The sequence below is a fragment of the Emticicia sp. genome (assembly GCF_049241225.1).
GTDB lineage: Bacteria > Bacteroidota > Bacteroidia > Cytophagales > Spirosomataceae > Emticicia.
The window spans coordinates 13866-26299 of record NZ_JBMLRC010000065.1 but is presented as its reverse complement, the minus strand read 5'-3'; the positions used below and the strand labels follow the sequence as shown (position 1 = coordinate 26299).

At 38.0% G+C, this 12434-nt stretch carries 11 protein-coding genes; 7 read left to right on the top strand and 4 right to left on the bottom strand.

Features of this window, described 5'->3' with window-relative positions; translation table 11 throughout:
* The coding region (locus ACOVO2_RS04425; RefSeq protein WP_421768800.1) for an endonuclease/exonuclease/phosphatase family protein at positions 1–833 on the bottom strand (833 nt) is incomplete at its 3' end.
* A gap of 567 nt (positions 834–1400) precedes the next feature.
* Between ACOVO2_RS04425 and ACOVO2_RS04420 the strand changes: the two genes are divergently transcribed.
* The 5 genes from ACOVO2_RS04420 (at position 1401) to ACOVO2_RS04400 (ending at position 5746) form a co-directional block, all read left to right on the top strand.
* Entirely contained in the window at positions 1401–2534 is a 1134-nt protein-coding gene (locus tag ACOVO2_RS04420) for a pectate lyase family protein (RefSeq protein WP_421768799.1), read from the top strand.
* A 185-nt stretch (positions 2535–2719) separates the two neighbouring features.
* Complete coding sequence (locus ACOVO2_RS04415; protein ID WP_421768798.1) at positions 2720–4042, top strand: alpha-L-fucosidase; 1323 nt, start codon at positions 2720–2722, stop codon at positions 4040–4042.
* A 135-nt stretch (positions 4043–4177) separates the two neighbouring features.
* Entirely contained in the window at positions 4178–4657 is a 480-nt protein-coding gene (locus ACOVO2_RS04410; RefSeq protein ID WP_421768797.1) for a DUF6932 family protein, read from the top strand.
* A gap of 6 nt (positions 4658–4663) precedes the next feature.
* Positions 4664–4882: a hypothetical protein gene (locus ACOVO2_RS04405; protein WP_421768796.1), complete on the top strand. Its 219-nt coding sequence runs from the start codon at positions 4664–4666 to the stop codon at positions 4880–4882.
* 45 nt (positions 4883–4927) lie between these two features.
* The gene (locus ACOVO2_RS04400; protein ID WP_421768795.1) at positions 4928–5746 is read left to right on the top strand and encodes a DUF3298 and DUF4163 domain-containing protein; all 819 of its coding nucleotides are present in this window, start codon (positions 4928–4930) and stop codon (positions 5744–5746) included.
* Between the two features lie 109 nt (positions 5747–5855).
* Here the strand turns inward: ACOVO2_RS04400 and ACOVO2_RS04395 are convergent, their stop codons facing one another.
* Both ACOVO2_RS04395 and ACOVO2_RS04390 read right to left on the bottom strand, forming a co-directional pair.
* The gene (locus tag ACOVO2_RS04395; protein ID WP_421768794.1) at positions 5856–8315 is read right to left on the bottom strand and encodes a zinc-dependent metalloprotease; all 2460 of its coding nucleotides are present in this window, start codon (positions 8313–8315) and stop codon (positions 5856–5858) included.
* A 60-nt stretch (positions 8316–8375) separates the two neighbouring features.
* On the bottom strand, positions 8376–8966 hold the full coding sequence (locus tag ACOVO2_RS04390) for a DUF1684 domain-containing protein (protein WP_421768793.1): 591 nt from the start codon (positions 8964–8966) through the stop codon (positions 8376–8378).
* Between the two features lie 128 nt (positions 8967–9094).
* Between ACOVO2_RS04390 and ACOVO2_RS04385 the strand changes: the two genes are divergently transcribed.
* Complete coding sequence (locus tag ACOVO2_RS04385) at positions 9095–9757, top strand: riboflavin synthase (protein ID WP_421768792.1); 663 nt, start codon at positions 9095–9097, stop codon at positions 9755–9757.
* A 261-nt stretch (positions 9758–10018) separates the two neighbouring features.
* On the opposite strand, the gene ACOVO2_RS04380 is transcribed toward ACOVO2_RS04385, so the two are convergent.
* Positions 10019–11302, bottom strand: a complete 1284-nt coding sequence (locus ACOVO2_RS04380) for a citrate synthase (RefSeq protein ID WP_421768791.1) — start codon at positions 11300–11302, stop codon at positions 10019–10021.
* Positions 11303–11608: 306 nt separating this feature from the next.
* Here ACOVO2_RS04380 and ACOVO2_RS04375 point away from each other — a divergent pair, with 306 nt between their 5' ends.
* On the top strand, positions 11609–12352 hold the full coding sequence (locus tag ACOVO2_RS04375; protein WP_421768790.1) for a LytR/AlgR family response regulator transcription factor: 744 nt from the start codon (positions 11609–11611) through the stop codon (positions 12350–12352).
* Positions 12353–12434: the final 82 nt, after the last annotated feature.

The following is a 12434-nucleotide window of genomic DNA, read 5'->3' as shown; positions in this document are numbered from 1 at the left end:
ACCACAACTGGCTGATGGTCAGATGGATAGCGTTGCTCAAATGAGTCAGTCAAAACGCCATATTTTAATACAGTTACTTGCTTACTCGTAAAAATATAGTCAATTCGGTTCTTTAATGGGGCATCAAATTTAAAACCATTGAATGTTCCTTCGGGGCCGTAAGCTGGCGTCTGAGACACTTGTTTAGAGTCGCTCAAAAGTGTCTGAATGTGCTGAATCTGCTCAGTTTCTGGCGTAGAATTGAAATCTCCTGTCAGAATTACGGATGCATCTTTGGCAATTTCTTGAATTTTCTTCACCATCAACTTTCCTGACTCACGACGTGCCACTACTCCTTGGTGGTCGAAATGCACATTGAAAACATAAAAGCTCTTTTTGGTCATTAAATCTTTGAATTTTATCCACGAACATATACGATTGCAGCAAGTAGCGTCCCAGCCTTTGCCGGGCACATCGGGCGTTTCGCTCAACCAAAAATCACCCGATTCTAAAACTTTAAAACGAGATTTGCGGTAAAAAATCGAAGAATGTTCTCCGCCTTGTTTACCATCGTCTCGGCCATTCCCAAGAAATGCAAAATCACCCATTTCGGCAATATCATCGAGTTGCCCACGCAAGCCTTCTTGAATACCGAAAATATCAAACTCATGGAAACGAATCAGTCCTTTTACCAATTCTTTTCGGTTTGGCCAAGCATTAATTCCGTCATTTTGAGTATTGTATCTTAGATTATAAGAAGCAATGGTGATTGGTGTTTTTTTCTGGGCGAACAGCCCCCCAACCCCCAATGGGGGAGTTAAAAGAATAAATAAGAATAGAATACTTTTTTTCATTTTATTAAGGTTTTGTCATAGATGAATAGGAAACAAAGATAAGGTAAAACCTATTTTACCTTCCATACATTAGCTCTCTATTTTAAAAAATTAATATTGACACTTATTTGGTTCCGAATACAATTCAATAACTATAAATATTTAGATGCACCTAAACTAAACAAAGATATTCCGTTCGTATCCGTAAACTTCTAGAGGCTTTCATAAAAAAGCAATCCTACAGCCTATGAATTATATTTTTTCATTTTTCCTTCCTGTACTCATATGCTTTTTCAACAATAAGTGTAAAATTGACATCTAATCAAACTAGCAAACATATTAAAAAAGTTATATTACAACAAACTAAAAATCTAATTATTGGGAACGTTATCGGGAACGATTGCATAGATTTATTTAATTTTTTATTTGGATATTTATATTTACTTGACTTAGATTTGAAACGTTTTAGAACTATTCTAATATATAAATTGATTTTTCAAACATAAGGTACTATGAGAATGAAATTTTGCAAATATTAGAATTTTTATATTTTTCTAAACTTAACTAAACCTCAAAAAAACAATCAAAATGAAAACAAAACTAGTTTTAACCACTGCACTTTTCGGGCTTTCTAGCTTAATTTTTAGCTGCGAAAAGGATCAGACTATCACTGAATCTCCGAAAGCGGTTTCGGAATCTGAAACCGAAATCAGCACAAGTAATGCTCTGAGATCTTTAAAAATTACAGCTACTTGTGGGGCTCAAGGCTGGGCATCACAAAATGGTGGCACTACAGGAGGTGGAACATCTGCCGAAACAGTAGTAAGCACGTATGCTGCACTAAAATCTGCGGTTCAGAATTCAGCAGTAAAAGTTATTAGAGTTACAGGAACTATCACCATTCCAGCAGCAGGTCGAATTTTATTTCAAGACCAATCAGGGAAAACTATCTATGGTGCCGCAGGAGCTCGATTAGTTTCGACTGACCAAACGAAAGATGGTTCGGGTATTTTAAGCATCAAACGTGTCAATAATTTACTCATCAGAAATCTCATTTTCGAGGGCCCTGGTGCTTACGATGTAGATGGGTGGGATTTGGCCGTAATTGATGCTTGTAAAAATGTTTGGGTTGACCACTGCGAATTCAGAGACGGAGTTGATGGTAATCTTGATATAAAAAATACTTCAGACTTTGTCACTGTTTCATGGACTAAGTTTAATTATTTAAAAGCTCCTCGTCCGGGTGGGCCTGGTGGTGCTGATGACCATCGTTTTTCAAATCTGATTGGTTCATCGGATAGTGCAACCGCAGATAGAGGAACACTCCGCGTGACGTTTGCCAGTTGCTGGTGGGGTCCGGGTTGTGTAGAGCGTATGCCACGCGTAAGATTTGGTCGTGTACATGTTATTAATAGTCTTTTCAATAGCTCAAATGCAAGTAAATGTATTATGGCAGGTAAAGAAGCAAATATTTTAGCAGAAAACGATGTTTTTGAAAATGCAAAAGATGCTATTTATCTGGTGGGTGGCCAAACGGCTCTTCAAGTGAAAAACTGTACTTTTACAAATGTAAGCGGCAATAGAACAGGTGTTGGTACAGCATTTACGCCTCCTTACACAGTTGCTCCTCGTAGTGCCGCAAGTGTAAAATCATCAGTAACAGCCTCTACTGGTGCTGGGGCTACTATTTCAGGAAATGTATGTACATTTAGCCCAATCTAATAAAAACATACCCCAAATCAAATTCTCAGCAGCATGCAATATTTCAGATTGCATGCTGTTTTTTTTTTATAAATGCTGGATTCTAATCTAATGGTAAAACAACTATGAATTAAGATAAAATTAGCAGATTATTAATCGCATTTTCTATTTTTGTATTCTTAAACCTTATCCGATTAAAATATCAAATGAAAAAAATCCTCATTTTACTCTTCATCAACAGTCTTGCTTTTGCCCAAACCCCTAAACCTTACGGTGCAACACCATCAGCCGACCAAGTGAAATGGCATAATATGGAATATTACGCTTTTATTCACTTTGGACCGAATGCGTTTACTGATAAAGAATGGGGCGATGGCACCGAAAAAGAAGAGATTTTCAACCCAACTCAACTCGACTGCCGTCAATGGGCAAGAATTTGCAAAGCAGCGGGCATGAAAGGCATCATCCTCACAGCCAAACATCACGATGGCTTTGCATTATACCCGAGTAAATATTCAACCCACACCGTTAGAGAATCGAAATGGAAAAACGGTAAAGGAGATGTTTTAAAAGAATTATCGGCCGCTTGCAAAGAATATGGACTAAAAATGGGACTTTATATTTCTCCGTGGGATAGAAATCATCCAACTTATGGTACACCTGAATACAACCAAGTGTATGTAAATATGCTCAAAGAAATTACAACTCAGTACGGTGATTTATTTGAAGTTTGGTTCGATGGTGCAAACGGTGAAGGCCCGAACGGCAAACGCCAAGTATATGACTTTCCGTTGTTTAACAAAACCGTAAAAACTTACCAACCGCACGCATTGATTTTTAGCGATGCTGGCCCTGATATTCGTTGGGTTGGAAATGAAAACGGTTTTGCTGGCGAAACTTGTTGGGCAACTATCAATGGTGATAAACTTTTCCCTGCGTATGATAAACCAGAACATCTAAATGTTGGTGATGAAAAAGGCACGCACTGGATTCCTGCCGAATGTGATGTATCGATTCGTCCAGGTTGGTTTTATCACAAAAACGAAGACAATAAAGTAAAAACCGACAAAGAATTGATGAATATTTGGAATAAATCGGTGGGGCGTGGCTCAAATCTCTTATTGAATATTCCAGTTGATAGCCGTGGTCTGATTCATGAAAACGATGAAAAAGCCTTGATGGATTTCAAGAAAATGAGAGATACTTATTTCAAAAATAATCTCTTGACTGCAGGTAATTTCAAAAAAGATTTTAGCAAAGACACCTACGATATTACGCTTACGAAGCCACAAACTTTCAATTGCTTTGTGGTGCAAGAAGACATACGTTATGGGCAGAGAGTGAAAAAATTCTATGTACAAGCAAAACTCAATGGAGAATGGAAAAACCTAACTTTTGCGACGACCATCGGGCATAAAAGAATTGTTTATTTCCCGACAACAACCGCCAAAGAACTCCGCATTGTGTTTGATGAAGCTTTTGCAAAACCAATCATCTCCAATGTGGCTTTGTATAATACGCCTGAGTAATTGAATTTTCTTTCATCAATGAGTGAGGGTGTTTAAATTTATTTTAGACACCTTCTTTTTATGTTTGATTGAAAGAAATAAAATTTCAACGAAAAGCTATATATTTGGACAACTAATGATAACATTCAAAATATAATGTTAGAGTTTGACGAAAAAGGAAACTTAACACCATATAGCAATATAGAAATCAGCTATGAAGAATTTGTAAAAAACTTTATCAAAAGTTTCCCACAGGACTCAACTCGGCATCAAATTCTCACTAATTTTGAGCATTTTCTTGAAGAATTTCGTTCAAAAATCTATCCTCATTTCAGTATTTGGATAAATGGGAGTTTCGTAACTCAAAAAGTAAGTCCTAATGATATTGATTGCTTAATTTTCATAAAGTATGAATGGTTCGAAATCAATGGGTTAGCATTTAGTAATTTCAAAACCACGATAAGACAAGATTATAAAAACTTAGACGTTTATTTTTTAATAGAATATCCTGAAAACCACAAGCATCGAATATTTACGGATACCGATATTTTCTATTGGAAAGATTGGTTCTCAAAAACTCGTAAAAATCAGAGTGGCAAATCATTTCAAAAAGGATTTATAGAAATAAAATTTTAAAATATCATGGAAGAATCACTCGAATTAAACAATAAAGATTATAAAATCATTGATATTCTTCATCAAATCGAAAAACTCAATTCGATGATTTTGCTTCATTCAAAAGAAGGTGGTATCCAATTTATGAAAGAACAATATGAAGAAATGAAAGCAAAATTATTAGTAGAACTAAATGATGAATTAAAGAAATACATTGGAAACACCTCTTATGCAATGGCAGCGTAAGATTAAATTTAAAAAGCATTATAAACCTGCCTTAGATTAATATCAATGAAAAAACTCCTCCTATTGTTTGCGTCAATAATCGCTTTAGCGTCTTGTCAGAGTAAAAATGAAACTACTACAACTGAAACAGCTTCAGCCGAAATAAAAGTTGATAGTGTAACTTATAGCCTTAAAACACCGCCTAAAATCACGAAAGATGGCGATACCGTTATTACAAGTTTTAGTGTAAAATATCCGAAACTCGTAGGTGGAAATGAAGCCGTAATCAGCAAAATCAATGCTCAGATTGAACAAATGGTGAAAGACCAAACTTTTAGCATAGATGATACTGTGCAAACCACAAAAACTGGTTCGATTGAAAGTTTGGCTAAAGGTTTTGTGAAAGAATTTGAAGATTTAGCCGCCGAAAATGATGATATGCCACTCATGGGCTGGGATTACGAAGGTTCGGGCGATACGCTCTTGATTTCACCTAAAGTAATTTCTATTTATTACCAAGTTTATTCTTTTACGGGCGGAGCTCACGGAAATTCTAACATTACTTATCTGAATTTCAATGCCCAAACTGGCGATTTACTGAAACTTACCGATATAGTTTCTGATACTACTGCTTTGAAGAAAATTGCCGAACTAAAGTTTGAGAAAAGCCAAAAAGCGTTTGCCAAAGACAACGACTTTGAATACGACCGAGCAAGCTATTTCTGGGGTAATCCATTCTTTTTACCTGCTAATATTGCCATTACAAAAACAGGGCTACTTTTCATGTACAATCCTTATGAAGCAGCAGCTTATGCTTACGGACCAATTTCATTTGACCTGACGTGGCAAGAATTGGGAACAATTGCGAAGAAAGAAATTAGGTGACGTTGTTAGTCAATGGTCGATTGTCAATAGTCCACGGTAATGTAAAAAAAGGCTTTCAAAACTATGTTTTTGAAAGCCTTTTTTTAAACTCCCCTTTAGGGGTCGGGGGTTACCATTCACACTCAGTACCTAACCAATCATAACCCGATTCAATCGGCTGACCATCAGGTGGCGTAAGTGCATTCGACGAAATCACTGCTTCTGGATTTTCTTCAAATTGTTTGATTTTCAACAATGCTAATCTTGCAAAACCTCCTCCATCGAACAATTTCCCAGAAACCCAAGTCTTAATATCATCAATGGCTGCGTAGGCGTTCATGCGTACTTCTGAGGCTGTTTCCTTATTATTTGCCAGTTTCATCAGATGGTCAAGATATTGCATCGCTACCATTCGGTCGATTTGAGCATAATAACTCATATTATCAACCATTTCTGGCTTCTTCCACAGCTTTTTATTCATTTCTTTCGTTATTTCTGAGAAAGTTGGCAAATCTGCTTTCAATACTCTTTGGCTCACGAGTCTCGAACAACGTTCTGGATTCAGAATCATTCTCAAAGTCAATCCAGCAGCCGCTTCGGCAGGAGCAAGTGGGTCGAATGCAAGTCCTGTATGACGCTTGAAAGTTTCTCTTGGATTGGCATCATATCTGAAAGCACGTGGAGGAATCATTTTTAGAATATGCTCAGGAACGGCCAAAAACTGAGGAGTAAGCGTTGCCATCAGAGCATTAAATGCCTCACGTTGTTTGGCAGCTGACACTGGCTCATAAACTACTTGACCATCGCCACGCAAAGCAAAATTATAATCTGCTCCGCCCAATACCTTCGATGCTGCTTCTACTTGGAAACGATGGAACATATACATTGGCACTAAAACCTCTTCCAGATTGGCCATCGGAGTCGATTTTGTAATTTTCTTTTCGTTAAAATTCTGTAAAGCAATTCTACGTAATTCCATTACTCTTTTCAGCTCGGTGGTGGCATCTGCTCCATTATCCCACAAGTGCGTGGTCGGACTCACCGAACCTTCGGGGCGAGCATCTTGGTCGGTCAAGAAACGTAAACCTTTACGAAGTGTATTCTGCACGATTTTCTCTAATTCAGCTTTCTCATTAACAGTTGCTGGAAAATCTTGGTATCCCCAAATGATAGATGCCTTATCGTAATCTCCAATTCCCATGGCATAAGCACGAGAAAGGTCGAATTTACCATTGGCATAATCAACCAACGGGTGCGGATAGTCCATTACCGAAGCACGACCAGCCGTACTTGAAATATAATTATGCGGTAAACCCAAAGTATGCCCAACTTCGTGAGCGGCCAACTGTTTCAAGCGGTCGAGCGACATTTGCATGATTTCTTTAACTTTCGACGAATCGGTTTCGTAATTACCCAAAAAACCTTGTGCAATCAAAAAATCTTGACGCACACGCAACGAACCAAGTGTAACTTTTCCTTTTAAAATCTCGCCAGTGCGTGGGTCAATGATGCTCGCACCATACGACCACCCACGTGTGCTACGATGCACCCACTGAATGAGATTATAGCGAATATCCATCGGGTCGGCATCGGCCGGCAGCAATTTTACTTGAAAAGCATCTTTATAACCAGCCGCTTCGTAGGCCTGATTCCACCACGCAGCCCCTTCCATCAAAGCTGAGCGAATTGGTTCGGGAGCACCAGGGTCCATGTAATAGACTATTGGCTTAACGGCTTCACTAATCATTGAGGTTGGGTCTTTTTTCTGCAAACGATGGCGAGAAATATAGCGTTTCATGATTGGTTCGCTCACCGGCGTGGCATAATCAAAATACTCGATTCCACCGTAGCCAATGCGTGGGTCATATTCACGAGCTTTAAACTCATTTTTTGATAAATCGGGGAGTTCTACAAACGAATGATGTTGATTCATTGTCACGATTGAAGCCGTTGGCACAACCTCACGTAGATATTGTCCTGCATTTTCGCCCGTGAGCGTAATGGTCATTTCAAACTCTGTATTTTTCGGAAAACTTTTACAATGAGGTAAATAAACCGTACTTCGCGAAGCATCAAAACGATAATTACCTTGTCGAGTACGAGCAATATCTTGCACAGCACCTACGGCATCTTGCAATAAAAATGGCGTTAAATCGATCAAAACTTTGCCATTACTTTCGGCTTTTACATCAAAACCAAAATGAACCGACTTTGCGAAAGACTCTTCAACGGCTCGGCGTTCGAGTGGGTCGTTTGAAATGGCACGGTAAGCATAATTTGGCTCAACCATCAATACTTTGTTGCCAGTACGTTGGAACTTCACGACGTGCTCTTGCCCCAAACGACCACGGTCAAGACCAATGTCGTTTGAACCAACTCCTTGTGCCAACGAAGGATAATAAAGCAATTCGGTATCGAATTTATCAATTTCGAGCCAAATTTTGTTTTCTTTAGCATTCCAGTAGAAGGTTAGGAAGCCTTCTTTTTTTTCCATTCCAGCCGTAAAGGCTTCGATGGTTTTGAGTTCTTGCGAAAACGCCAACGAACTAATTGTTAGAAAAATTAGGGTTTTGATGAAGTGTTTTTTCATAGATTTCTATGGTTTGGTTTGATGAATAAATTTGACAGGTTACAAACCTGTCCTACACAATTACTCTTTATACTTCTTCTCTCCTGCCCTGATTTCAGCATCAATGAAATTTTCTTTGGGTGGAATCGGACAAATGTAGCTCTCGTTATAAGCACAATAAAAATTATGGGCATTATTGAAGTCTATTTCTAATTTCTCATCATTTAGACTTTCTTTCGGAATATTGATAAAGCGTCCTCCGCCATAAGTTTCTTTGCCGCTCGTTAAATCTCTAAACGGGAATAAAAGATGTTCGCCTTCGTCAAAAAGGCTTACAGTAAAAGTCTTTCCATTGACCGAAAAAGTAGCTGTTCCTGCTTTTTTGATTTCGGTTTGAGTGCTATCTGTCATCAAAATCATTCCTTGTCCTGCACTTTCAGCCTTAAAATCAGCATCAATGATGAAATTTTTATCGGCATCGAAATATTTTATTCCCGAAAAATCTTTAAGCGAAGCAATCGGAGAATCTTTTTCTTCCATTAAGTTTTGTAAGAATTTCTCTCGCTGTTTTTTCACGGTATCGGCATAACTTTCAGACCCACTCAGCGAATAAAACATGATTCCGATAATACCGAGTATCATTATTACTAAAAAAACTTTGTTTTTAAACATATTTGCACGGTTTGTATGTTATTTAATTAAATGGATAAAATCCATTTGCTAAGTTAGTAATTTTAGCAAAAAACTGTTCTTTTTCCGACCTTAATTTCCGTTATTCGCAGCTCAAAAATTAGATAATTATGTTTACAGGAATCGTAGAGGCTACGGCCAAATTAGTAGATATTCATACCGAAGGCACAAACCTTACTTTTACATTTGAATCGAGCATTGCTCATGAACTAAAAATCGACCAAAGTGTATCGCACAACGGCGTTTGTTTGACGGTTGTTAGTTTAGGAGAGTCCACAGACCTCGGTCCACAGTCAACAGTGGGCAGTAAGCAAAATACCTATTCACCATCCACCATTAATCATTCACCATTTTATAAAGTTACCGCCATTGATGAAACTCTCAAGAAAACCAATTTAGGAAAACTAAAACTTGGCGATAAAGTAAACTTAGAGCGTTGTATGCCAGCCAATGGGCGTTTTGATGGACATATCGTGCAAGGTCACGTTGACCAAACGGGGGTCTGTACGGCCATCGAAGACCAAAATGGTAGCTGGTTAATTTCGTTTGAATACGATACAGCAAACAATAATATTACGGTAGAAAAAGGCTCAATTTGTGTCAATGGTGTGAGTTTGACGGTTGTAAACTCGAAAGATAATGGTTTTAGTGTGGCCATCATTCCATATACTTGGGAACATACCAATTTTCATCAGCTAAGTGTGGGAAGTGTAGTAAATCTCGAATTTGATATTTTGGGAAAATATATGCAGAAGATTTTGGCGAGGAAGTAAATATCAAAATATTTTTAGATTAATTGCTGTTTGCTTTAACTGTCGGTACCATCAAAATATGGTTTTAGCTAAAATATAAGATTTGGCTAAAGCCATATTTGTTTTCTTTACAGTATCCGTCGGTTAAAACCGACGGCAATGAAATATATGATAAAAAATCTTAACAAAAAAGGGAAGCATTTCTGCCTCCCATTTTTCATATAGTCATAATCGATTGATTTTCAAATACTAATAACTAATCAACCGACAAAAATCACTAAATCAACGCTCTGCCATTGGCACAAACGGGCGGTCAGTTGCACCAGTGTAAATCTGACGTGGACGACCGATTGGCTCTTTGTTAGCTCTCATTTCTTTCCATTGAGCAATCCAACCTGGAAGACGACCCAAAGCAAACATTACCGTAAACATGTTCGTCGGGATACCCAACGCACGGTAGATGATACCTGAGTAGAAGTCAACGTTTGGATATAGTTTTCTTGAAACGAAATAATCATCATTCAATGCTGCTTCTTCCAATCCTTTTGCAATTTCAAGAACTGGGTCGTTTACGCCCAATTTACCCAAAATATCATCGGCTGCTTTTTTGATGATTCTGGCACGTGGGTCGAAGTTTTTGTAAACTCTGTGGCCAAAGCCCATCAAGCGGAAACCTGAATTTTTATCTTTCGCTTTGTTTACAAACTTCATTACATCACCACCATCGGCTTTGATTTCTTCAAGCATTTCGATTACCTCTTGGTTGGCTCCACCATGAAGTGGTCCCCAAAGAGCCGAAATACCTGCCGAGATTGAAGAGTAAATATTTGCTTTCGATGAACCAACCAAACGTACTGTCGATGTCGAGCAGTTTTGTTCGTGGTCAGCGTGAAGAATCAATAATTTATTTAATGCTGCCGAAACGATTGGGTCAACATGATAATCTTCTACTGGAAGCGAGAACATCATGTGCAAGAAGTTTGAGCAGTAATCCAAAGAATTTTTCGGATAATTGATTGGGTGTCCGTGCGATTTCTTGTAGCACCAAGTAGCCAAAGTTGGGAATTTAGCCAACAAACGGATGATGTGAGTTTCAGTACGGTCTGGAGCTTTATCATCATACGAATCTGGGTAGAAACCACTCATGGCACTTACCAACGACGACATAACGCCCATTGGGTGTGCATTAACTGGGAATCCATTAAAAATTCGACGCATGTCTTCGTTCACAATGGTGTGCGTACGAATGTCATTTTCAAATTTATTGTATTGCTCAGTTGTTGGCAATTCGCCATAAATTAATAAATACGCAACTTCCAAGAAATTGGCTTTTTCAGCAAGGTCTTCAATCGAGTAGCCACGGTAGTGCAAAACACCTAACTCACCGTCCAAAAATGTGATTGCACTTTTGGTCGCACCTGTGTTTTTGTAACCGCTATCAATAGTGATGTAGCCTGTTTCGTCACGAAGTTTGGCAATGTCAATTGCTTTTTCGCCTTCTGTACCCTCGATGGTGGGATATTGGTATGTTTTACCGTCAAGTATTATTTCTGCTGTACCAGCCATAAGAAACATTAAGATTATGCGGGACTCCGCCCATTTGTTTTATTGAAATTCGCTGATGAATTATTTTGTTAATTCGGTGACAATATTAGTAAAAAAACTGCAAAAAGCATCGGCTACCAAAAAATATTTGTCGTAACAACAATAAATTAATGTACAGTTTTCTGATTATTATACTTTTTTGCAATTATAGGTACTTTTATAACTTATACAACTTATTTCTGTTGCAAAAAGTTTGCTCAATTTCTATAGATAATTACAAATTCAGTTTTTTTTTGTAGTTTCACTCTCCCGAAAAACTTTTATAATATGCTAACCGCCATTCTAATTGACGACGAAAAAGGGTGCTTGGATACGCTCGAAATTGAACTTCAAACTTACTGTCCAGATGTGAAGGTTTTGGCTAAATGCCAATCGGCCGAAAAAGCCCTTGAAGTACTTGATACTTTAATACCCGATATGATTTTTTTGGACATCAGTATGCCTCAAATCAATGGTTTTGATTTTCTGCTGAAAATCCCCAAAATCAATTTTGAAGTTATATTTTGTACTGCCTACGATGCCTTTGCTCTTACGGCTTTTGAGTTTTGTGCCATTGATTATTTACTAAAACCAGTATCAAAAGAAAAACTTGTTCGGGCGGTTGATAAAGTTCGTCAGAAACAACACAAGCAAGTTGATTTACAGAACTTGGAACTTCTTTTGGCTAATATGCGAGGCGGAATTCACCACAAACCCAATGTGGCTGTACCAACTCCCGAAGGACTGGAATTCATTTCGATAACTGATATTGTTTATGCCGAGGCCGATGGCAATTATTCTCGCATTTACATGACCAACAAAGAAAAAATCTTGATTTCTCGAACTCTCAAAGATTTAGAGGCTTTACTCTCAAATCATCCGTTCGTACGCATTCATCAATCTTATTTGGTCAATATGGCATACATAAAAAAATATGTCAAAGGAGAAGGAGGCTATGTAGTAATGACCAACGGGGCAACATTGCAAGTTTCGAGAGCTAATCGTATTAAATTAATGGATTTAGTGAGATAAATAGTCCACAGTCTACGGTCCACAGTTCACAGTCCACAGTCAACGGTCAATAGTTCACAGTCTATAGTCCACAGTCAATAGT